The sequence below is a fragment of the Pedobacter deserti genome (assembly GCF_024436415.1).
GTDB lineage: Bacteria > Bacteroidota > Bacteroidia > Sphingobacteriales > Sphingobacteriaceae > Pedobacter > Pedobacter faecalis.
Genome location: NZ_JAFMZQ010000002.1, coordinates 388,853 through 410,554, shown reverse-complemented (window position 1 = coordinate 410,554; position 21,702 = coordinate 388,853). Strand labels below are relative to the sequence as shown.

The 21,702-nt window shown below is 48.3% G+C and carries 19 protein-coding genes and 1 tRNA gene; 8 read left to right on the top strand and 12 right to left on the bottom strand.

Going from position 1 to position 21,702, the window contains the following annotated elements; all coding sequences use genetic code 11:
• Positions 1–49: 49 nt before the first annotated feature.
• Positions 50–1,024, bottom strand: coding sequence for a phosphatidylinositol-specific phospholipase C (locus J3P40_RS16910; protein ID WP_256007449.1), 975 nt, complete (start codon positions 1,022–1,024; stop codon positions 50–52).
• Positions 1,025–1,194: 170 nt separating this feature from the next.
• Here J3P40_RS16910 and J3P40_RS16905 point away from each other — a divergent pair, with 170 nt between their 5' ends.
• A complete protein-coding gene (locus J3P40_RS16905) occupies positions 1,195–2,481 on the top strand; it encodes a voltage-gated chloride channel family protein (protein WP_256007448.1) in 1,287 nt (428 codons plus the stop codon).
• Here J3P40_RS16905 and J3P40_RS16900 read toward each other — a convergent pair.
• A complete protein-coding gene (locus J3P40_RS16900; RefSeq protein ID WP_256007447.1) occupies positions 2,466–2,873 on the bottom strand; it encodes a VOC family protein in 408 nt (135 codons plus the stop codon). The two genes, J3P40_RS16905 and J3P40_RS16900, sit on opposite strands and share 16 nt — an antisense overlap.
• Positions 2,874–3,041: 168 nt before the next feature.
• Between J3P40_RS16900 and J3P40_RS16895 the strand changes: the two genes are divergently transcribed.
• Positions 3,042–3,527, top strand: a complete 486-nt coding sequence (locus tag J3P40_RS16895; RefSeq protein WP_256007446.1) for a PRC-barrel domain-containing protein — start codon at positions 3,042–3,044, stop codon at positions 3,525–3,527.
• A gap of 29 nt (positions 3,528–3,556) precedes the next feature.
• The gene (locus J3P40_RS16890; RefSeq protein ID WP_256007445.1) at positions 3,557–3,820 is read left to right on the top strand and encodes a hypothetical protein; all 264 of its coding nucleotides are present in this window, start codon (positions 3,557–3,559) and stop codon (positions 3,818–3,820) included.
• 90 nt (positions 3,821–3,910) lie between these two features.
• Here J3P40_RS16890 and J3P40_RS16885 read toward each other — a convergent pair whose 3' ends face one another.
• Both J3P40_RS16885 and J3P40_RS16880 read right to left on the bottom strand, forming a co-directional pair.
• A complete protein-coding gene (locus J3P40_RS16885; protein ID WP_256007444.1) occupies positions 3,911–4,351 on the bottom strand; it encodes an Hsp20/alpha crystallin family protein in 441 nt (146 codons plus the stop codon).
• 208 nt (positions 4,352–4,559) lie between these two features.
• On the bottom strand, positions 4,560–5,456 hold the full coding sequence (locus J3P40_RS16880) for an energy transducer TonB (protein ID WP_256007443.1): 897 nt from the start codon (positions 5,454–5,456) through the stop codon (positions 4,560–4,562).
• 95 nt (positions 5,457–5,551) lie between these two features.
• Between J3P40_RS16880 and J3P40_RS16875 the strand changes: the two genes are divergently transcribed.
• A complete protein-coding gene (locus J3P40_RS16875) occupies positions 5,552–6,208 on the top strand; it encodes a DUF4142 domain-containing protein (protein WP_256007442.1) in 657 nt (218 codons plus the stop codon).
• A 64-nt stretch (positions 6,209–6,272) separates the two neighbouring features.
• On the opposite strand, the gene J3P40_RS16870 is transcribed toward J3P40_RS16875, so the two are convergent.
• Together J3P40_RS16870 and J3P40_RS16865 are read right to left on the bottom strand one after the other, a co-directional pair.
• Positions 6,273–6,758, bottom strand: a complete 486-nt coding sequence (locus tag J3P40_RS16870) for a hypothetical protein (RefSeq protein WP_256007440.1) — start codon at positions 6,756–6,758, stop codon at positions 6,273–6,275.
• Between the two features lie 4 nt (positions 6,759–6,762).
• Positions 6,763–7,905 (bottom strand): zinc-dependent alcohol dehydrogenase, encoded by a 1,143-nt coding sequence (locus J3P40_RS16865; RefSeq protein WP_256007439.1) that lies wholly within the window; start codon positions 7,903–7,905, stop codon positions 6,763–6,765.
• Between the two features lie 145 nt (positions 7,906–8,050).
• Between J3P40_RS16865 and J3P40_RS16860 the strand changes: the two genes are divergently transcribed.
• Positions 8,051–8,722, top strand: a complete 672-nt coding sequence (locus J3P40_RS16860; protein ID WP_256007438.1) for a DUF6766 family protein — start codon at positions 8,051–8,053, stop codon at positions 8,720–8,722.
• Here J3P40_RS16860 and J3P40_RS16855 read toward each other — a convergent pair whose 3' ends face one another.
• Both J3P40_RS16855 and J3P40_RS16850 read right to left on the bottom strand, forming a co-directional pair.
• On the bottom strand, positions 8,723–10,255 hold the full coding sequence (locus tag J3P40_RS16855; protein WP_256007437.1) for an FAD-dependent oxidoreductase: 1,533 nt from the start codon (positions 10,253–10,255) through the stop codon (positions 8,723–8,725).
• Between the two features lie 46 nt (positions 10,256–10,301).
• On the bottom strand, positions 10,302–10,943 hold the full coding sequence (locus J3P40_RS16850; RefSeq protein WP_256007436.1) for a response regulator: 642 nt from the start codon (positions 10,941–10,943) through the stop codon (positions 10,302–10,304).
• A gap of 232 nt (positions 10,944–11,175) precedes the next feature.
• On the opposite strand from J3P40_RS16850, the gene J3P40_RS16845 reads away from it, so the two are divergent.
• From J3P40_RS16845 to J3P40_RS16835, 3 genes are all read left to right on the top strand, one after another.
• Entirely contained in the window at positions 11,176–11,328 is a 153-nt protein-coding gene (locus J3P40_RS16845) for a hypothetical protein (protein ID WP_256007435.1), read from the top strand.
• 81 nt (positions 11,329–11,409) lie between these two features.
• Entirely contained in the window at positions 11,410–11,694 is a 285-nt protein-coding gene (locus tag J3P40_RS16840) for a DUF3817 domain-containing protein (RefSeq protein WP_256007434.1), read from the top strand.
• Positions 11,695–11,752: 58 nt separating this feature from the next.
• A tRNA-Leu gene (locus tag J3P40_RS16835) sits at positions 11,753–11,832 on the top strand.
• Positions 11,833–12,152: 320 nt separating this feature from the next.
• Here the strand turns inward: J3P40_RS16835 and glgB are convergent.
• The 4 genes from glgB to J3P40_RS16815 all read right to left on the bottom strand — a co-directional run bounded on the left by glgB (position 12,153) and on the right by J3P40_RS16815 (position 21,686).
• Positions 12,153–14,081, bottom strand: coding sequence for a 1,4-alpha-glucan branching protein GlgB (gene glgB / locus J3P40_RS16830; protein ID WP_256007433.1), 1,929 nt, complete (start codon positions 14,079–14,081; stop codon positions 12,153–12,155).
• Positions 14,081–17,416 (bottom strand): maltose alpha-D-glucosyltransferase, encoded by a 3,336-nt coding sequence (gene treS, locus J3P40_RS16825; protein ID WP_256007432.1) that lies wholly within the window; start codon positions 17,414–17,416, stop codon positions 14,081–14,083. Before treS ends, glgB begins: the two co-directional genes overlap by 1 nt.
• A gap of 12 nt (positions 17,417–17,428) precedes the next feature.
• Complete coding sequence (locus J3P40_RS16820; protein ID WP_256007431.1) at positions 17,429–19,378, bottom strand: alpha-1,4-glucan--maltose-1-phosphate maltosyltransferase; 1,950 nt, start codon at positions 19,376–19,378, stop codon at positions 17,429–17,431.
• Between the two features lie 76 nt (positions 19,379–19,454).
• Positions 19,455–21,686, bottom strand: coding sequence for a GH92 family glycosyl hydrolase (locus J3P40_RS16815; protein ID WP_256007430.1), 2,232 nt, complete (start codon positions 21,684–21,686; stop codon positions 19,455–19,457).
• Positions 21,687–21,702 lie beyond the last annotated feature (16 nt).

Here is a 21,702-nt window from a genome sequence, read left to right as displayed (position 1 = left end):
AACGGGCATGCGATGTGATCGTATGCCCGTTTTTATTTAGATCGAGCAGTTAGAAATTTGTATTCGCGATTAGCTGACTTCTTGCGGCATCTACAAAATCCAGAATGACTACACCATATTTTCCACTCGTGTTATTGGTAAAAAAGGTGCTTACCTTAGGATTTATAAAGTTGGATACCGTGGTGATGCTTGGAATACCAAACAGCCCCGGCTTGTATCCGCTACAGAAATTGAGATATAAACGGTTCGACGTATCATTATGGGCATCGTTCAGTTGTGTCTGAACGCTCGTCCATTTTGTATTTACATCGTTTACATTATAGAAATCCTGAACTTTCAGGTTAGCTGCAGAATTGTTGATGCTAAACGTGGTGTTGTCAGCCCAGGCCGTAGCATCGATTCCTTTAGGGCTTCCGGTGCCAAATCTCCTCAGCAATTTAATCTTGCCGCGGACAGTTCCAAGGTTAGGTATACCGGTACCAAGATCCCATTTAGAGCTGTTCTGTGCCACATAACTATCAAAGGTCTGTTCAAAACTGCGGGTATTGTTTGAGGGTGTATGCTCCTCCTTCACGCTCATAATAATGGTTTCGGTAGGATTGCTGTTAAGAAAACTGATGCAGGCATTCAGCACGTCATTGAAATTCAGGTTCTGATAAATGGCGCCATGGTGTATGGCAAAAGCATTGTCAATATGCCTGCAGCGGATGTCGAGGAAGCGTACGCCGGCCGACAACTGTTCTGCAATACTGAGATTCTGACACTTGGCAGTACCACCGATGGGCTCGGTACGGGCGCCTGAATCATGCGTGCCCGGGATAGACATCTGGGCGATGCTCGTGTTGTCGGAAACGGCCCCCATCCAGTTACTAAGTCCGTAGCCCGGCGGAACAACGCCGGCTGCCGATACATTGCTCAAACGCTCGGGTTTAAACTTTTCTACTGGATTGTCTTGTTTTTTGCACGACGCAAAGGCTAGCGCCGCAACCAGGTAAACTGGCAGTCGTAGTTTTAAGGTCTTCATACGAAGGTTTTTAGGATTGAAAAAATATTTGGTTATTTACTCATCCTAAAACAGATACATACGCCATTTGGTTTTCTACCATTTGCTTTCTGCTGAACGGCAGTAATAAACATAGCTAAAAAATGTTATTTTCATAGTGGCAATTTTAGGCTTAATTTAGCCTCACCGATATGAAGTTTCGATCTGAACATCTTGCCATCATGAAGTACGCGTTGCGGTGGACACTGCTTATTGTTCCAGCGGCTATTGCCATTGGAAGCTCGGTTGCGCTCTTTCTCTGGCTCCTGCATTGGGCAACGCAGTTCCGGTTCCAGCATACCTGGCTGCTTTTTCTTTTACCAGTGGCAGGCCTGCTCATTCATTTGCTCTACACAACCATCGGTAAATCCTCCGAGAAGGGAAACAACCTCATCATCACGCAGATCAATGACGGCGGAGACGGTATTCCAAGAGCCATGGCGCCGATTATTCTGATTACTACCGTGCTTACCCACCTGTTTGGCGGCTCTGCCGGACGGGAAGGCACTGCTGTTCAAATGGGCGGCGGCATTGCAGATATGTTCCGCAAATGGTTCAGGCTGGATGAGGCCGACGCCAAAATTATGCTTACTGCCGGTATCGCTGGCGGATTTGGAGCAGTGTTTGGCACACCGCTCACAGGCGCAGTATTTGCGCTTGAGGTATTGGTACTGGGCAGGATGCGATACAATGCGCTGCTTCCGGCGCTCATTGCAAGCATAGTTGGCGATCTCACCGTATCGGCCTGGGGGCTCCATCATACGGCATATCATATCAACGTTGCAGCACAGTCTGATTATAGCTACGCCAGGTATTTCGCGATAGATCTTCTATTGCTCCTGAAAGTTATTGCAGCCTCTGTAGTATTCGGACTGGTAAGCTGGTTGTTCATTGCCTCGCTCAATGGCGTCAAAGCTTTTTTCGGGCGTTTCTTTACGCATCAATGGATGGTTCCGGTTTTAGGTGGACTTACCATCATTGCGCTTAGTTTTGCGCTTGGTAAACCCGATTATCTGGGGCTGGGCGTGGAAGCCGAATATCCCGGGGCTGTGACGGTCTCCTCAGCTTTTGAGGCAGGAGGAGCAGATGCCTGGAGCTGGCTTTGGAAACTGATTTACACCTCCATAACGCTTGGCAGCGGCTTTAAGGGCGGCGAGGTAACCCCGCTGTTCTATATCGGGGCTACACTCGGAAATACCTTGTCGGCCATACTAAACGCACCAGTAAGCCTCTTTGCCGCCCTCGGCTTCATTGCGGTGTTTTCTGGTGCTACCAACACGCCCTTAGCATGCACCATTATGGGCGTCGAACTTTTCGGCAGTCAGTATACACTGTTTTTTGCTGTGGCCTGTTTTACGGCTTATCTTTTTAGCGGCACCGCCGGAATCTACAGTGCCCAGAAGAAACCTGTTGCTGGCAGGCATCATTTCATGGAGTGAAAACCGATGGGATTGCCTTCGGAGTCTTCACAGATGGAACAAAATCCATACTCGCCCAGCGACATCTTTCCGGCGATGACCTTGCCGCCCGCAGCCTCCACCCTGCCCGTCTCAATGTCGCAGTCCTCGCTATGAAAATATACCATAGTACCGCCCGGACCTGGCCGGTTCATACCAGAACGTACCAATGTACCGCTGCAGCCTGGCCCCATCATATCGCCGGGAAAGGCTACCATCTCAAAATAATCGTCGCTCCCGGGCTCGGCCTGCATGCTCTCCGGCACCGGGAGGTCAGATAGCTGCACCTGCAGTACGGTTTCGTAAAATTTCTTTGCTCTTGCCAGATCAGAAACGCTGATCTCGGTCCACACAAACGGATTTTTTGCTGTCATATACAAACTTTTAAATGGTTGATCTTAATCCCTAAGTTCGCAAATATCAACGGATTTAGGAGGGTGCGATTAAGACAAAAGCAGGGGCAGATACCGTCGGCCGCGCGACTTCTTACTTTAGCCAAAACTCTATATGCTGCCGGGTTGTTTAATGACAAACATATATCAATGGAAATGGAAGAACAACACCGCACGACTTACCTCGAGCCGCTCCGCGGGAGCGATTTTGAAATCGCAGATCATCAATCGGACATTACCGGCTGGGAAGTGGTCGATACCGATGGTAATGATATCGGCGAAGTTGAAGACCTGATCTTCGACAGCAATGAACTTAAGGTAAGGTACCTGATTGTGAGGCTGTCGGCGGAAATCAGTTCCAGTTCAAAAGCTGTGCTGATGCCGATCGGCGTGGTAGATCTGGATGAGGATGATGATGAAGTGATCGTACCCGGCGTATCTGAAGCTTTTTTAAAGTCGCTGCCTGAATATGAACCGGGTAAAGTATTGTCGCCCGCAGCAGAACTTGCCATCCGGTATGCTTTCCTGGGCGAGGATGCCTTACCGCATGCCGAAGCGGTGGTTTACGATACGCATCCTTCCGATTTCTACGAGCACCAGCACTTCGATGACGCCCGGCTAAACAGAGGCAGATAGTGAATAACCACCCCTAAAATAAACATCATATGGAAAACGAAAAACAACACGACAGCTCATTGCCTTCAGACGGGCCGGTGAGCAACAGCGAGATGGGCAGCAATGACGACCTGACCGGTGCACTTTCAGGTACTGATCCCAAAACGGCAGGCGACGACTCAACCGATGAGGATGCCGCAAATCCTGAAATGGCTGCAAATGACACATCAAAAGGCTTTGACCGCGATCAGGAAGCCTTAGACCTGGGCCTTGATGATGGCGATCTCGATAATGATGTGCCTAAGGGTTCATAACCGAGAGGCTTTCATAACAGGTAATAGAAATAAAAAAAGGATGTCGGCCGACATCCTTTTTTGGTACATATGGTATGCTGTATCGGCAGTTTACTTAATTTCGATCTGCCGGGCGATGGATTTCGCCTCTTCTCTTTTAGCGATATCGATCTTCAGAATACCATCTGTATAGCTTGCATCTATCTGATTCGGATCGGCGCTTTCAGGAAGTGTGAACGACCTTACAAACGAACTATAGCTGTACTCACGCTTGCTGTAGTTCTTTTCCTGATCCTTGTTTTCCATGCTCTGCTCAACCGAAATATTAAGCATGTTGCGATCAAGATTCAGCTTAAAATCGCCTTTACTCAAACCTGGGGCGGCCAGCTCAATATGGAAATGATCCTGGCTTTCACTGATGTTTACAGCGGGTACCCGGCTGATCATTCGATCTGAGAAAAAGGTGTCGTTGAAAATTGAGTCAAAAACGTCATTAAAGCCTGGCATTAATGCATTGTTTTTTTGTGCTGGATTAAATTTAACCAATGTCATAGGTTTTTCCTCCTTAAATGTTATTAACGATTAAAACTTTGATTAATTAAACTCAGAACCTCAGTTCCGCTTAGCAATTTACAACAGGCATGCCAATGCTGTTCCCAGCCAGAAACGACGGCTGGAGATGAATTTTTTTCAGCAATGATGAAAATTTTTCAGCCTGATCATGTCAGATTTTCACTATAGGCGGGTCCTTTGTCCAGTTCTATTTAAGATTGATGGGCAAATTGTACAGGACACGCACCGCCCTTCCCCCCTGTACCCCAGGTGTCCATCTGGGCATGCGTTTTACCACCCGAAGCGCCTCTGCATCGAGACGCGGGTGAAGGCTTTCACGTATTCTCGGTTCTACGACATAGCCATCCTGATCTACAACGAACTGAACCACTATGCGTCCTTCCGGACGAGGACGCAGATCGCTCGGATAGCTGTAACTGTCGCCAATAAATTTATACAGCGCCTGAGCTCCACCCGGAAACTCCGGCTGCGACTCGACATTTGTGGCCACTGCTGCATCGCCTGTCGGCAAGCCCACATCCTCAACACTTCCGTTATATGTTTCCTCAAACATCAGGTTCAATCGTGCCGCCCAGATTTCCTGGCGCTTCAGGTCGGAACCGTGACTGGTTGCCTCATCGTAGTCAGACTGCAGCGCGTGAAAATGATTTCTCAGGTATTGCGCAAAAGCTGATCGAATTTCCTCCTTATAGTTTGCCGACCATACCTTCGACGTGAAAAGCTTTTCTGCCCTGTTTGCACAGATGAAACCGATGAGCAGATGACCTTGCTCATGGCTGATCATTTTATCGAGAGGCGGACTGCTAAACTTGTCGCGGTTCAAGTAACTGCTTTCTTTTTTCTGATCCACCTTCGTGATGAATGAAAGCTTAACCTTATTGTCTGCCAGCGTCGTAATGGAATCTAACCGATAATAAATCCGCACGTCGGTAAAAGCGGTTCTTGCGTTACTTTCGGGAGCAGCACCTTTATAATCTTCAGCGGTTAAGTTGGCAATGTCGTGTCGTCTGAGATGCTGGCTTAAGGCTAAATTCGAATACATGAAGACGAAAAGCAGAGAGAGCAAGGTAATAGGTTTGAGCATTAGTATTTGGTTTTGTCTGGTTCGCAATAATAGCAATTTTTCATCAAAACCAATTGGCCGCTGCTGATGTTTGCTTAAAGGAAAACTACTACACTATGAAAAACTCTATCAGATTACCAATGCTGGCTATTGCCGCTGCGATGGCCTACTCATGCGGAAATGCGGAGCGTGGCGACCGCGACGCGGCTTCCACCCAAGTGATTGATTCTATCAGTGATACAACAGAACGTGCGCAGGCTATGACGGCCGACATAGATTTGCCCGGCGATGAAAAGACCTTTATCAATGCTGCCGCTACAGGCGGGTTGATGGAGGTTGAAGCAGGCAAAGCGGCACTAACCATCTCTAAAAATGAGTCGGTGAGAAAATTTGCTGAGATGATGGTGAGGGATCATACCAAAGCCAACGCCGAACTGGCCACTATCGCGTCCAAACTAGGCATACAGCTGCCTACATCATTACCTAAGGATAAGCAGGCACACCTAAAGGGCATGCAAAGTCTGAATGACAAAAAGTTCGATGAGCAGTACATGCTTATGATGATCAAAGACCATTCGGCCACGGTAAAACTGTTTACTGAAGGCGCCCGACTGTCGGACGCAAATGTGAAATCGTTCGCATCCAAAACTTTGCCGGTACTTACCGCACACTATAACGAGGCGCTTAAAATTGGCAAAACCATGAACCTGAACAATTCCGGCAATGGAGATGATCCGCAGGGCATGAGTCCGGCCCCAGGCCACACCAATTAAGCTATAATTTTACAGCAATAAAAAAGCCGGCAACATGCCGGCTTTTTTATTGCTTAGTTCCGTATTAGCGCCTGCTTTTTCGGCACGATAAGTAGATGATGTAACTCAAGGCAGCGAAAGTGGCTATCTTTACCACCATACCTTTTTTGTTATGCTTCCACTCGGCTTTCCAGCCTCGTTCGGCAATGATGTTAGGGAAGTGCCCGCGTTTTATATCGTCGACCAGCCCTTCCACCACGTTTATCCGATCGGCCAGTATCAGCGGCAGCCAGTGCCTGTACCTGTCTTCACTATGCTGGAAGGCATAGCGTCTGATCATACCGCTTAGTCCGCTTGGCGGCAGGGTATTTCCGAATACTCTCGGCACTGCAGGGCGTTCTATAGACATCAGCAGCTCCACGTCGACGGGTTGCTGCTCAGAGCGCTCATAATTTATCCGGTTATGATCGTCTCCGGTATAATGCTTCATTGGATAGGTGGGTTCGTTCTCCGGATCAGCGTCCATTCCCCAACCTGGTATATCTTTGTAATTAGTGTTTAACGGTTCCATAATCTTAAGGTTTAGCCGATGGGATCAGCACGGTTTTAATACAGTTATCTAGCTTGGATGAGAACAGCCGGTAGGCGTCCGACACCTCTTCGAGCGGAATACGATGGGTAATCAGTTCTTTGGGATTAAGCCGGCCCGACTGCACATGGTCGATCAATCGGGGCAACAGCCGTTTAACGGATGCCTGATTTGCACGAATCGTGATTCCCTTGTTCAACACGTTTCCGATTGGGATAAGGTTGAACGGCGGGCCGTACACCCCTACAATAGAGACAATTCCGCCTTTTTTCACGGAGTTTATCGCCCACTGCAAAGCCGTACCTGCACCAGCCTGCATCAGCATCACCCTGCCGCTGAAGGTCTGTAAGGTGTTCCCTTCAGCCTCGCAGCCCACGCAATCGATACAAACATCAGCGCCGTACCAGTCGGTAATCTTTTTAAGGAACACGACCGGATCGTTCATTTCCTTGAAGTTATAGGCCTCGCACTTGGCATAGTTGCGCGCAAATTCCAGGCGATAGTCGACATGATCTATGATAATTACACGCGAAGGACCAAAAAACCAGGCACATCTTGCCGCCATAATACCGATAGGTCCGGCGCCAAACACAACTACAGTGTCACCCTCCTTAATCCCGCCCATCTCGGCAGCCTGGTATCCGGTTGGTACCACGTCGGTTAAGAGTACAGCATCGTCCGGATCCATATCTGGCGGAATGACAGTAGGGCCAACATCGGCGTAGGGTACACGGACATATTCTGCCTGTCCGCCGTCAAAACCACCTGCAGTGTGTGAATACCCGAAAATACCGCCAACTGCCGTGGCCATCGGGTTCGATTCATGGCAGTTACCATATAAGCCCTGCTTGCAGAAATTACATTTCCCGCAGGCAATATTAAACGGCACCAGTACCTGATCGCCCACTTTCAGATTCTTAACCAGCGGACCAACTTCTTCAACCACACCGGTAAACTCATGACCAAAGGTCTGCCCCACCCTGGTGTCGGGCACCATACCGTGATAAAGATGCAGATCGGAACCGCAGATGCAAGTACGCGTTACCCGAACGATCGCATCTTCGGGATGAAGTATCTCCGGCATCGGTCTTTGTTCTGCCCTGACCCTGTAGGGGCCTCTGTAATTCATTGCTAACATACAATAAGGTTTATAGTGAATAAATCAAGTAAATACACTGATATATAGAAGGATTAGCATCCAAAAAAGTTTTCACTATTGTAAATTAAACAAACGGCTGTTTGCCGTGTTGTTGAGTTAATCTATACCATCCTATATGAAAACCAAATCGGGCAAATACAGTTTCCTTTACAGAAACGGGTTGTCAATTCTTTTTTTGTCGCTCTTCATCATTACCCTGGGGGCGCAGGCGCTGACCGGCTGGCAAAATCACAATGAAGATTTAAAAGAACAGCATGCCAGCGAAATTGATCTGGGCACCTACCTGCAAAGCGGTCATTTTATATCGGCCACATTCGAGAACTTCGAAAGCGAGTTTCTGCAAATGGCCCTGTATGTTTTGCTAACCGTTTCTTTGAGGCAGATGGGCTCTGCTGAATCTAAAAAACTGGACGAAGCAGAGGAGGTGGACCGGGAACCGGTACCTTCGGAAGACGCACCCTGGGCAGTAAGAAAAGGCGGCTGGATATTAAAACTGTACAGCAACTCACTGTCCATATGTTTCGGACTGCTATTCTTAGCAAGCTGGGCGCTTCACCTGTACGGGAGTTGGCAAAGCCACAACGTCGAGCAAGCCATAAAACACCTCCCACGTGAGTCGGTGGCAGAGTATCTTAAGCAGTCAGAGTTTTGGTTTGAGACCTTCCAAAACTGGCAAAGCGAATTCCTTTCGGTATTCGCCATTGTATTCCTGACCATTTACCTGCGCCAAAAAGGTTCGCCGGAATCCAAACCGGTAGATGCACCGCATATGGAGACCGGCAAATAACTACTTCTGCGGGAGCGCTATCTGTTCCAGGTCTTTCTGAGGCGGGCCGCATAACACCTTACCCGAGGTATCAAACCTGCCTCCATGGCATGGGCAATCCCAGCTCTGCTCGGCTGCATTGAAATTAACAATACATCCTGCGTGCGTACATACGGGACTTAGCGCAGTAACCTTGCCGCCTGCGTCTTTGTAAACCGCCAGGCGGTCGCCATCAAACTCTACCACCTTTCCTTCGCCTGGTTTCAGATCGGCCACCGCCTTCAGTTCCTCAGTTCCGAACCGGTCGGCCACAAAGCGCCAGGCTACATCGGCGTTCTCCTTTACGAATTCAGAGAAACCTGCGATAGGCTTAAGCCGCGAAGGACTATAAAGCTGCGAATATGGATTTTCTATACCCAGGATCTGGTCGCTGATGATCTTTCCTGAGATCGTTCCGAAGATCATCCCGTTTCCGTTAAAACCTGTGGCGATATAAACTTGCTCATCGGCTGCCGCCATGGGGCCAATATACGGGAGGCCGTCTACCGGCACATAATATTGCGACGACCAGCGATAGTCGATACTTTCCACCTCATAATACTGCCGAAGATAAGACTCCAGGTTCGCGAAGGCTTCTTCCGGGTTGTCGTGACCCGTTTTATGGTCTTCTCCACCAACAATAAGATACTTCTGCCCCTCTATCTCGTGTGTACGGAAGTAATGATAGGGCTCCTGCATATCGTAGGTCAGCCCATGCGGATACTGTTCATTTTTAAGTCTTGCGCCGATCACATAACTTCGGTATGGCGCGCAGCGCAAACTAAAAGCAGTAATTCCCGGAGGCAGATGTGTGGCGTAAACCACGTTACGGCCTTTTATCTGAGCTTTATCCGTAATCACCTCACTCAGCCCGTCTTTACTTTTACGATCGGTCACAAAAGCATTCTCCAGTACGATGCCGCCCATATCGGTAAATGCCTTGACGAGGGTTGACAAATATTTCATCGGGTGAAACTGTGCCTGATTGCCAAACCTGATCACGCTTTCGAAAGGAACCTTCACCCCGTTTTCACTGGCTTCCTCCACTTCCACCCCAGCTTCAGCGGAAGACTCCAGGATCTCTTTCAATTCCTTAGTTTCACGCTCATTTTCTGAGTACAGATACCCGTCTTTATACTCGAAATCGCAATCGGCCTGATACCTGTCGATATAGCCTTTAATGATAGCAATAGCATCTTTACCGGTTTGAGCCACAAGCTTGGCCGCTTCTTTACTGAAGTCGCTCTCAATCTGAGGATAAGTCGTATCGAAAAAGGTGTTCAGGTGTGCCGTCGTCCCTCCTGTTGTACCATAGCCAACGTTACCTGCTTCAAGTACGATACATTTCTGACCTGCCTGTTGAAGCATTAAGGCAGTCGTTATTCCCGTTATCCCGGCGCCAATGATGACGGTATCGAATATTTCAGTGAGATTGGTCGCAGTGCCGACCTCTGGCTTTCCGATGGTTTGCCAGGGACTCGCAGTAACGCTATCCCTGAATACATTCTTTTTCATATCGCTTTTCATAGTTCTTTAGAAACCCTGAAAAGCGATCATTTGTTTAAATCATGTTTTTTTGCATCGCAGCGCGGATCAGGCTTGCAGAATTGCGTGCACCTGTTTTCTTTAAAAGCGCCTGCCGGTGTCCCTCTACCGTACGCTTGCTTAGAAATATTTTATCGGCTATTTCAGCGTTGGTGAGTCCGTCGGCAATCAGCTTTAACACCTCCATCTCACGATCCGTGAATTCCTCGGCATCGTAAGTCTCATCGGTCCGTCTTACCGCTGGCAACCTTTCAAGGAGCTTAAAGGCAAGTTCAGAGCAGATGTAGCGTTGGCCGCCTGCCACAAATTTTATCGCAAAGGTCAGTTCCTGCGCATCCGCATTTTTAAAAAGATAGCCGGATGCGCCACCGGCAATAGCAGCAGCAATCTGCTTTTCATCGTCTATCATCGACAGGAAAATTACCCTGACATCTGGATACTTTGCTTTGACGTGCTGAAGCATTTCGAAACCATCCATTACCGGCATTGTGATGTCAGACAAGATCACATCAGCGGTAGGATTGTCGCCCAACAGTTCCAGTACGGATTGTCCGTTTCTGGCTTCGGCGACAATATGGAGATCCGGGTCGTCGCTCAACAGCAATTTGATACCGGCACGAACGATTTGATGGTCTTCAGCGAGGATGATATTAATCATTATTGATGATCCTTTTTATATTGAGTTAGAATTGTTAATAGTTTTCGGAATATTCTTCTGCAATATTAGTCTTTTTAGCGCTTCAGATTTTTCGATGTTATACGTGTTTTTTACCGTCTTTACACATCAAAAACAAGTACAAACCGCAAACAGGATTTTTATCACTCATTATTTGATTATTATAAAAACAATAATCTGAAGAAAGTGTTTTAGCAGCAATAATCATTTACTTATGAAAACCGTTCAAAAAGCCATCGACGCTGGCGCATTCTCAAAGCCTTTAGCTCAGGAAGAGCTTAAACAGGAAAGCAAAATCGAGAAAGAAGTTAAATCTAAAGCCTTCAAAAAGCCATCTCGGCCCGATTATAAACTGCGTTTGCTTTAGTCAGCATGTTGGCGGATTGTCAAAAATACGCCAACTCCCTACTTCATAGTGGGGTTTCAATACCTTTGCTGAAAACACACTATGAATACGTTATCGATTTTCAGAAAAGTTGCCGTTGCTGAAGGGATTTCATACATCCTGCTTATATTCATCGCCATGCCCCTCAAGTACTGGCTTGATATGCCTGAAGCGGTGAAATACACGGGCTGGGCACATGGCGTACTATTCATGCTCTATGTTGTAGTGCTTATTATGGCATGGCAGGAATATAAATGGAACTTTAAAAGGGTTGCGCTCTTTGGATTTGCATCACTTCTGCCCTTTGCTCCGTTTTGGGTAGACAAGCAATTGAAAGAAGATAATTAAAATATTCTTTGATAATAGCGAAGCAATGTATACATTTGCGTCCCGCTAAACAGCAAATGCCTTGGTGGCGGAATTGGTAGACGCGCTGGTCTCAAACACCTGTGGGAAACCGTGCCGGTTCGACTCCGGCCCAAGGTACAAAGCCTGATACGAAAGTGTCAGGCTTTTTGTTTTAACGACATGTGCGTAATCCGGCAACCTCGTTCGTAATAACTAGGATATATTCAGATAATAATTACATAATAAATAGGGGGTTGGTATATCGTTGGTATATCCTTGATATATGGTTGGGATATCGTTGATATATCCTTTAGATATCCCAACGATATGTCAAGGATAGGTTAACCATACGCTATTTATGCTATCATTATCCACATATAATCTAGTAAAGTCGAAGTTATTAGCAACGATGTAGCGTCGTATCCCTATAGTGACGTATAGGTGGACCTTCGACTCATCTATGAAACTCCGTCCGAACAACGAATAATAGTAACACCCAGCGGCGGCAAGGTCAACAGTATCGAATGCGTCTGCATGTTATATGGAATTGGGGAGGTGCCAATGAGGCCGTCGTTAACAACGCCGCTCCCGCCGTAACGCGAATCATCTGTATTCAACACTTCCTCGAAGAATCCTTTCGCAGGCACGCCTATCCTGAAATTCCTGCGGACCTCAGGCGTAAAGTTGGCGACGAATATGAGGTAATTGCCCGCTCCCTCAGCCTTTCTAACCCAGGATATAATACTCCGTTCAGCATCGTCCGGATTAATCCATTCAAAACCTTGTGGACCGTAATTATGCTGATAAAGCGCAGGCAATGACTGATAGAGGCCGTTCAAGTCTTTAACTAGCTTTTGAATCCCCTGATTCGCCGGTCTCAGGTTCTCATCCCAATCCAGACTGAAGTCATGACGCCACTCATGCCTTTGTGCAAACTCACCGCCCATAAAGATCAGTTTGGCTCCGGGGTGACCGTACATGTAAGCAAACAGCAATCGCAGGTTCGCAAACTGCTGCCATTCGTCACCGGGCATTTTGCTGATCAGTGAGTGCTTGCCGTAAACGATCTCATCGTGCGACAGCGGCAGTACAAACCGTTCAGAAAACGCATACATCATGCTAAAGGTCAGCTGCCCCTGGTGGTGCTTCCGGTAAAACGGATTGCGTTGCAGATAGTCGAGCGTGTCGTGCATCCAGCCCATCATCCACTTCAGGTCGAAACCCAGACCACCATGCTCAGCGGAGTGTGTTACACCTGGCCAGGAGGTCGATTCTTCCGCTATCGTTATCACATCCGGATGATGGTTATGCACGGCTGTATTGAACTCCTTCAAAAAGTCGATTGCCTCCAGATTTTCGCGGCCGCCATGTATGTTAGGCACCCATTCTCCATCGCGACGGGAGTAATCCAGATAAAGCATAGAAGCGACAGCATCCACGCGAAGGCCATCTATATGAAATTTTTCCAGCCAGTACAAAGCATTGGACAACAGGAAGGCCCTGACTTCAAACCGGGTCAAATCAAAGATCAGACTCTTCCAGTCGGGATGAAAACCTTTCCGCGTATCCTCGTATTCAAATAAATGCGTACCATCAAAATACCCGAGGCCGTTCTCATCTGTCGGAAAATGCGATGGCACCCAATCCAGTATAACCCCTATTCCCTCCTGATGCAGACAATCGATCAGATACATGAAATCCTGTGGCGTGCCGTACCTGCTCGTCGGCGCAAAAAAACCGGTAATCTGATAACCCCAGGATCCGTAAAAAGGATGTTCCATTACAGGCATAAACTCCACATGAGTAAAGTTCATATACTTACAATAGCCGGGCAACTCGGCAGCCAACTCGCGATAAGTTAAGTACCGGTTACCTTCTGCAGGGCGACGCCAGGAGCCGAGATGAAGTTCATAGATCGACATTGTGCGCTCAAGTGCGTTTCCCGCGGCGCGCTTTGCCATCCAGTCTGTATCGTTCCACTGGTAGTCGAGCGACCAGGTGATGCTGGCTGTGCCGGGCGAGACCTCGTAGTAGCTGGCATACGGATCGGTTTTCTCTACCTGATAACCATTGTTTCCTTCAATATAGTATTTGTACAGCTCGTTTAGCGGAAGCTCCGGGATAAAGCATTCCCATATCCCCGAGCCGTCCCAGCGGACATTCATCCGGTGCGAGTCCCTGTCCCAGCCATTGAAATTGCCTACTACGCTAACATAGCGCGCATTAGGTGCCCAAACCGCGAAATACACTCCCCTAACGCCTGCGTTCTCGATCTGATGCGCACCCAGCTTATTGAACAGGTGGTAATGTTTACCCGCCTTAAACAAGTGGATATCATATTCCGAAAACAAAGAATAGCTCGTATAATTTACTAAAGTAGAGTCCATTAGGATAGGTTTTTGTCGTTCATTGCCAGTATGGCCTGTATACCCCTTATCGGCACGATCACCCAGTCGGGCCGGTTATTCAATTCATAATTCAACTCGTAGATCGCTTTCTGCAGCAAGTACGTTTGCATCAATATGGCGAGGTCGCTTCGTTCAGCAGGAACAAAAGCAGTCTCTGAAGCTACCTCGAGGTACGCCTTCATAAAAAATCCGCTCATATAGTGATACCATTGCTCAACGTAGGGCAACAGCACATTAATGTCCTCTTTCCTGATCTGGTTATCCAGGAACAAACTGCCATAGGCTGCATAATGGAAAGATCGGATCATACCGGCCACATCCCGCAGGGGTGAATATTTGAGGCGCCTTTCGCTGTAGCTCCTTGCAGGCTCGCCTTCAAAGTCGAGTATCAGAAAGTCCTTGCCTGTAAACAATACCTGGCCCAGGTGATAGTCGCCATGAATACGGATCTTGGTCACGTCTATTTTCTTGCTGTAGATGTTCTTTAATACCGACAGCACCCTGGCTTTCGACTTCAGCAGTTCTTCTGCCTCTGCGTACACTTCACGCGAGAGGTTCTTCATATTTTTGCTCAGACTGCTGAACGCGACGCGTACCAGTGACTGAAAGGAAGAAAACAACGAACGCTGATAATGCAGTGAAAAGTCTTCCGGAGCAAATGCGGGCTCGTTGGTTGCCGACGCCAGCGCCAGGTGCATTTCAGCCGTCCGTACGCCCAGCAGGCGTACCATTTCAGCCACGGGTGCATCTAAAAGTTCTTTAATGCCCGCAGGCACGTCTTCAAAGGCAACCGGCACGGTCAATGTTCCCGCCACATCCTTTGGCAGCACGGAAAGGTCTGTCGCAGCCAGTAGTTTGTCATTGAAAGTATCCAACCGGTCGAGCATATAAGCCCAGCCATCACTGGTACTTTGTACCATCTCCTGCATCATGCCGAGCACCATCGTTTCCTTGCCGAAGCTCCATTCCATTGTTCCTACAAACTCGGGGATGTATTTAAAGCCCGCCTTACTACTCAGGTACTTATTCATCTCTAGGTCCGGGTTCACCGCACGGTCTACTTTCCTGTAAATCTTCAGGTAATAGCAATTATCGTACGTCAGCGATGTGTTGCTTTGTTCGGCCGACATAACTTTCGGTTTCGGCTTGGGGTTTTCGGAGATATATTTCCTCAGCTTCTTATTACCTGAGAAAATCACCTCAGACGAGCCTTGCGAGACGCCACGTGAGGAGGCCATCATATTGATAATGGCCGACTGAAAATCAAGCCCATATATTGCATCATACAGGATCCCTTCCTCCCCATTTATCGTTAGTGAGGCAATTACCGACTGCGGACAGTTGCCCTGTAGCTTATATGCCGATTCTCCCCTCGCCCAGGCCACCGGAAGCTGATACAGATCGGGCAATCCGTCGCGATAGGTCACTTCAAGCAGCAGCACATACACCGGATCACCGGCTGTTGAGATCGTCGCCGCATTAGTCACCCTCAGGCTTTCCATACCGCGGGCTTTTCCACCAAACCACCGGAGCCGCGAGATATAATTAGGTAAAATATTTTGTCCCATTTTCTCCAGCACATCGCGCGTCAGCAGATCTTTCCAGCGCTCCAGACTCAAGTCTGGCAATCGCTCTTCGCTGACCAGATCAGGATGCACTTTTTCCAGCAGGAATGTCTGTGCCGCATACGCTCCAAGATTTATGAAATAGGTGGTTCCCTCCTTTACCGCAGGGAAGCGGTTCCGGCTAAGTATCTCGACAGGTACATAACCTTTGTATTCCTCCAGATCGAGTTCAGCAGGTTGTACAAACCTCGACAGGTTGGCCACCACAAGCATCGTCTGGTCTTCGTAAGTTCGCGTAAAGGCCAGCACCTTTGCATTTTCGCTGTTGATGAATTTCAGGTCGCCGCGACTAAAAGCTTTGTACCGTTTGCGCGTGCTGATCATGCGTTTCATCCACCACAGCAGGGAAGAGGTGTCTCTCGACTGCAGTTCAACGTTGATTGATTCGTAATGAAACTGCGGGTCCAGTATCAAGGGCAGATACAAGCGCTGAGGATTGGCCTCCGAAAAGCCTGCGTTCCGCTCAGAATCCCATTGCATCGGTGTGCGCACACCATCCCTGTCGCCCAAATAGAAGTTGTCGCCCATACCGATCTCGTCGCCGTAGTAAAGAACGGGCGTTCCCGGCAAACTAAACAGCAGGGCATTCATCAGCTCGATCTTTTTCCGGTTATTTTCCAGCAAGGGAGCCAGCCGGTGCCGTATACCCAGGTTGATCCGCGCTTTTGGATCCTTCACGTACACCTTGTACATATAATCCCGCTCCTCATCCGTCACCATTTCAAGTGTCAGTTCATCGTGGTTTCGCAAAAATATGGCCCATTGCGAATTTTCCGGGATTCCGGGCGTCTGGTCGTAGATATCCGTAATCGGATAGCGGTCTTCCATCTGCAGTGACATAAACATCCGCGGCATAAGCGGGAAATGGTAGTTCATGTGGCACTCGTCGCCGTCACCAAAGTAAGCCGCCGAATCTTCAGGCCACATATTAGCTTCAGCAAGCAACAACGTTCCCGGGTATTTCTTGTCGACATAACTCCGCAGATCTTTCAAATACTGATGCGTTTCGGGTAGGTTCTCACAGTTGGTGCCGTCTCTTTCAAATAAATAAGGAACCGCATCCAGCCGGAAACCGTCGACACCCATTTTGCACCAGTAGTCGATGATCTTAAAAACCTCCTGTCTGACTAGCGGATTATCATAGTTCAGGTCGGGCTGATGGTGGAAGAAACGATGCCAGAAGTATTGCTGGGCAACCGGATCCCAGGTCCAGTTAGACGTTTCGTAATCCTGAAAAATGATCCTTGCATCTTTAAACTGCTTTGGATCGTCCGTCCACACATAATATCCCCTTTCCGGAGAACCTTTTGGCGCCCGTCTGGCACGTTGAAACCATGGATGCTGATCTGAGGTATGGTTAATGACCAGCTCGGTAATCACCTTCAGTCCCCTTTTATGCGCCTCTTTTAAAAATCCTTTAAACTGCTTAATGTCGCCATACGAGGGATTGATCTGGTAATAATCGGCAATATCATAACCATCGTCTCTAAGTGGGGATGGATAAAACGGAAGCAGCCAGATGGCTGTAACTCCCAGGTCTTCCAGGTATGGCAGTTTCTCCATCAGCCCCTTAAAGTCGCCTATCCCATCGCAATCGCCGTCTCGAAAAGCCTTGATGTGCAGCTCATAAATAATCGCGTCTTTATACCAGTGCAGCTTGTCGTCCAGTACAGTGTTCTTTTCAGCCATGTCGATACGTGCTTAAATAATTACTTTAAAAATATGAGCCGGCATCAGGTACGGATTTAGCTCAATATATTGTTTGTCGCCCTTCCAGGAATACCGCTCCTTGCTCAGCAGGTCGTGCACCTCGAACGGTGTGTCGTAGTCGATACCCAGGTGCTTCATCGGCAGCGTCACCATGCCCGATTGTCTATTCCAAACGTCCATGTTAACCGCTATGATCAGGCGGTTACCGCTGCGCTCGTCTACCTTTACAAAGCATAATAACTGCTCATTGGTTGCTTTCGCAAACTCAATATTCCAGGTCGACTGTAGTGCCGGGTTCTCGCGTCTGATCTGATTCACGAGCGTAATGATCTCCCGGATGCGCGTTTCCTTATCCCAGTCCCAGTGCTTGATCTCGTATTTCTCGTTATCGATATACTCCTCCTTCTGCCCGTGGGGCGCATTAATGCCGAACTCATAAACCGGTCCGTATAGACCGTAGTTCGATGACAATGTCGCGGCCAGGATCAAACGCATAATGTGCGCGTTTTCTCCGCCCTCGACCAAAACCGGAGGTAAAATATCGGGTGTGTTTGGCCAGAAGTTTGGCCGGAAATAATACCGAAGCTCGGTTTTGGTCAGCTCCGTCATATACTCCTTAATCTCCTCAGGCGTATTTCGCCAGGTGAAATAGGTATAGGACTGATTAAAACCGACCTTAGCCAGCCGCTCCATGATCCGCGGACGCGTAAATGCCTCCGCAAGGAAGATCACCTCAGGATAAGCAGTCCGCACCTCATTGATCATCCACTCCCAGAACGCAAAGGCCTTGGTATGCGGATTGTCGATCCGGAATACCCGGATGCCCGCTGCCACCCAGTGATCGATTACACTCTTAAGCTCTTTCCACAGACCTTCCCAGTCGGCACTCTCAAAGTTGAAAGGTAAGATGTCCTCGTATTTTTTTGGCGGGTTCTCAGCAAACTGCACGGTACCATCAGGCCGCCACACAAACCATTCCGGATGTGCTTTCACGTAAGGATGATCTGGTGCGCACTGATACGCGATATCGAGCGCAATCTCTATGTTTTGAGCTTTGGCGGCTTTGACCAGTCGTTTAAAGTCGGTCATTGTGCCCAGTTGCGGATGGATCGCTTTATGTCCGCCTTTCCTGTTTCCAATAGCCCATGGCGATCCGGGATCATCTGGTCCGGCTGTAAGTGAATTGTTCTTACCCTTTCGGTTGACCTCCCCGATCGGATGGATCGGCGGAAAATACAACACATCAAATCCCATCTCGGCAATCCGTGGCAGCAACCTGATCACATCCTTAAATGTGCCATGCTTACCCGGTTCCGCGGCAGCCGACCGCGGAAACAATTCATACCAGGTACTGTAGGCAGCCTTTTTTCGCTCGACTTCAATCCTAAATACAAAGGGGTACCGGGTGGTTTTATCTTCCAGCCGGTATTGGTACATCAGCCTGCTCAATTCGGCGTTCGTCACCAACGCTACCTTCTCGTCGTCACTATCGGCATCGTGTATCCGCTGAACCCAGTCCAGTAGCAAATCCCGACGATCAGCGAGATATTCAGCCGCATCATCAATCAGCTTAGTGCCGATGAGCCATTCTACATCAAGGTTCTGCCCGGCAGCGTGCTTTTTGAGCAAACCATTTCGCCAGTTGGCAAAATGATCCTCCCAGGCCTCAATCCAGAACTCATAAAAACCCAGGCGGTTAAATGTATATCTCGTCTGCCAGCAATCGTTATACAATAGCTTCAGCGGTACCTCGAGTGCCTTATCCTCATCAATGTGTTTAATGAACAAGCTTGCGGACACCGCATCGTGGCCGTCGCCGAAAACATCGGCAGAAATCGTTATCTCCTCGTCTAAAACTGCCTTGGCCGGGAACTTACCTTCCTCGACCGACGGCGAAATATTGGTGATTATGACTCTTTTGTGCCCTTTGGAACTTAACATGTACAAAAACTTTGTATATGTAATTGCCAGAGCTTACAAAAGGTTTAAAGCAGCGCGGAAACCAGTATAAATACGGTCATTTCGTAAAAACATCCAATTGCTTGCCTTTGGCAATGTCTGCATAGCTAACAAACCAGCCATTTAAAGGAGCACCAGCTATAGTGATCTTTGAGATATGCTTCCCTTTTTCTCTTTTGTTGATGGTAAAGACTTTGCCGTTGCCAAGTTGCATTTCAACTTTGTCAAAAATGGGTACAGATACGATGTATTCAGGATCTGCAGGAGAATAAGGATATATGCCCATGGCATTTAGTACGTACCAGCCTGTAAGTGATCCATAATCATCCATCCCAGCCAGCGCAAGTCCTTCAGCCCCCATGCCGAAACAATCTGACATGAGTTTGTTAAGTATGGCCTGTGACTTCTCGGGTTTATTCACAAAATAGTAGAGGTAAGGATAACTGAAGTCGGGTTGGTTTCCCATACAGAATTGTCCGAGAAATACCGAGAGGTTATCTTTAGCATAGCCGCCCCAGGGAACGGAAAAAAGTGAGTCTATTTTAAGTTCAAAATCGCGGGGACTTTGATATAAGGATATAAGCCCTTTGGTGTCCTGTGGCACGAAGAAGGAGGCCTGCCAGGCATTTGCTTCCCGATACATAAATTCGTAGTAAGGGTAGCCCGGATCAAACGGGCTAACCCATTTTCCATCGGCAAGACGCCCCCTCATAAACCCGGTCTGTGCATCAAACACATTCCGGTAATTCTGGCTCCGTTTCATCATGATGTTATAAGTATCATTGTCGCCCAAGGCTTTGCCCAGCTGTGCTATGGAGTAGTCGGAGTACGCAAACTCAAGTGTCTTGGTAGTACCCGCGGTAGACACCGTTTCGGTGGTAGGGTTCTTGATATCCGCCTCTGGCAGATAGCCTAATTTCAGGTATTGGCCGTTATGCGGTCTTGGCCCCTTTACCCCTTCGCCCGTTGGGGTATTGGCGTTATTAAGCATAAGCCGGTAAGCCTCTTTAACGTCGTAATCCCTTATTCCCCGGGCGTATGCACCCGCGATATAGGTCGACGCGAAATCACCATGGAATGACGTGGGCAGAAATCCGGAACGCTCACCATTGAGAATCATCGATTTGATGACGTTATTGCTTACATCCGGCTCAATCAGATCCAGGACTGGCAGCTGCGTACGAAAAACATCCCAGAGTGCGGGACTTGCATAAGTTTCGAAGCCCGGATTGCTTTGAATTCGCCCGCCTGTTTTACCATCGGCATCGCTTGTTACACTAGGGTAGCAGAACTGTCTGTACAGGCATGAATAGAACATGGATTTTTGCTTCTCTGTTCCGCCGGTAACCTTGATTTTACCGAGGAGTTGTTCCCAGGTTTTATCCGCTTCGCTATACACCTGATCAAAGTCCTTGTTAGCAATCTCCGCGTCATAGTTGGCTTTTGCACCCTCGGGGCTGACTCGTGAGAGGGCAATTTTTAGCTCGAGCGGCCGATTGGAGTTTTCAAGGCTAATTACCATAACGTCCAGGTTTCCGGTAAGTTTTCTTTGTCCCCCGGCGCCCTGCCCGCTGCGCGGAACTTCTGGCTGATTCGGATTTCGTTTGTATGCATCTATGCTTTTTATCTTATGGTTCACCACTGCATAGAAGTAAAGGTTGCCCTGCCTTCCGGTTAGCGCGTAATCCCCTGCCTGGCTGAGTTCCCAGGTGCTACTTCCCCCACCCGCACGGACGAGATCGAATGCCAGTTTCTTAGCCTGACCACCTGTATACGTATATTTATGGTATGCGGCTCTTTTTGTGGCCGTAAGTTGAGCCTTTATTTTATAGCGTTCTAACATAACCTCATAATAGCCGGGGCGTGCTACCTCAGTGGAGTGACTATAGGCAGAAGCAAAATCATCCGCCGTAAAATCCGCTCCTTCCAAAGGCATCACCGGTATATTGAGGTCGCCCCAATGATTTCCGCTGGTTTGCGCAATTGCCTTTATCGTATTTATCTCGTATTCATAACCGCTGCCGCTGCCATAGGTGGTAACGGGAACGACCTGCACCATGCCGTGGGGCACTGTAGCTCCGGGACCCGTAAGACCGTTCCAGGTACGCCATGGCGGATTGTACCCCAGCAGTGATGAATCTGTCAGCACGGTTGTACCCAGTAAAGGGTTTACGTAACTTGTTAAGCGGACTTGCTTTTGTCCGACACTCAGCATTGGAAAAAAGAGCAACGCCATGACAAAAATATTCCTCGCAGCGGAAAAGAGCGATCGCAGGTAAGTAAGGTTCATATCTGGTTTTTTTGTG

What these genes read in the sequence shown, in the direction of transcription:
- J3P40_RS16910 (WP_256007449.1), bottom strand. Translation starts at nt 1,024, where the DNA reads ATGAAGACCTTAAAACTACGACTGCCAGTTTACCTGGTTGCGGCGCTA.
- J3P40_RS16905 (WP_256007448.1), top strand. Translation starts at nt 1,195, where the DNA reads ATGAAGTTTCGATCTGAACATCTTGCCATCATGAAGTACGCGTTGCGG.
- J3P40_RS16900 (WP_256007447.1), bottom strand. Translation starts at nt 2,873, where the DNA reads ATGACAGCAAAAAATCCGTTTGTGTGGACCGAGATCAGCGTTTCTGAT.
- J3P40_RS16895 (WP_256007446.1), top strand. Translation starts at nt 3,042, where the DNA reads ATGGAAATGGAAGAACAACACCGCACGACTTACCTCGAGCCGCTCCGC.
- J3P40_RS16890 (WP_256007445.1), top strand. Translation starts at nt 3,557, where the DNA reads ATGGAAAACGAAAAACAACACGACAGCTCATTGCCTTCAGACGGGCCG.
- J3P40_RS16885 (WP_256007444.1), bottom strand. Translation starts at nt 4,351, where the DNA reads ATGACATTGGTTAAATTTAATCCAGCACAAAAAAACAATGCATTAATG.
- J3P40_RS16880 (WP_256007443.1), bottom strand. Translation starts at nt 5,456, where the DNA reads ATGCTCAAACCTATTACCTTGCTCTCTCTGCTTTTCGTCTTCATGTAT.
- J3P40_RS16875 (WP_256007442.1), top strand. Translation starts at nt 5,552, where the DNA reads ATGAAAAACTCTATCAGATTACCAATGCTGGCTATTGCCGCTGCGATG.
- J3P40_RS16870 (WP_256007440.1), bottom strand. Translation starts at nt 6,758, where the DNA reads ATGGAACCGTTAAACACTAATTACAAAGATATACCAGGTTGGGGAATG.
- J3P40_RS16865 (WP_256007439.1), bottom strand. Translation starts at nt 7,905, where the DNA reads ATGAATTACAGAGGCCCCTACAGGGTCAGGGCAGAACAAAGACCGATG.
- J3P40_RS16860 (WP_256007438.1), top strand. Translation starts at nt 8,051, where the DNA reads ATGAAAACCAAATCGGGCAAATACAGTTTCCTTTACAGAAACGGGTTG.
- J3P40_RS16855 (WP_256007437.1), bottom strand. Translation starts at nt 10,255, where the DNA reads ATGAAAAAGAATGTATTCAGGGATAGCGTTACTGCGAGTCCCTGGCAA.
- J3P40_RS16850 (WP_256007436.1), bottom strand. Translation starts at nt 10,943, where the DNA reads ATGATTAATATCATCCTCGCTGAAGACCATCAAATCGTTCGTGCCGGT.
- J3P40_RS16845 (WP_256007435.1), top strand. Translation starts at nt 11,176, where the DNA reads ATGAAAACCGTTCAAAAAGCCATCGACGCTGGCGCATTCTCAAAGCCT.
- J3P40_RS16840 (WP_256007434.1), top strand. Translation starts at nt 11,410, where the DNA reads ATGAATACGTTATCGATTTTCAGAAAAGTTGCCGTTGCTGAAGGGATT.
- glgB (WP_256007433.1), bottom strand. Translation starts at nt 14,081, where the DNA reads ATGGACTCTACTTTAGTAAATTATACGAGCTATTCTTTGTTTTCGGAA.
- treS (WP_256007432.1), bottom strand. Translation starts at nt 17,416, where the DNA reads ATGGCTGAAAAGAACACTGTACTGGACGACAAGCTGCACTGGTATAAA.
- J3P40_RS16820 (WP_256007431.1), bottom strand. Translation starts at nt 19,378, where the DNA reads ATGTTAAGTTCCAAAGGGCACAAAAGAGTCATAATCACCAATATTTCG.
- J3P40_RS16815 (WP_256007430.1), bottom strand. Translation starts at nt 21,686, where the DNA reads ATGAACCTTACTTACCTGCGATCGCTCTTTTCCGCTGCGAGGAATATT.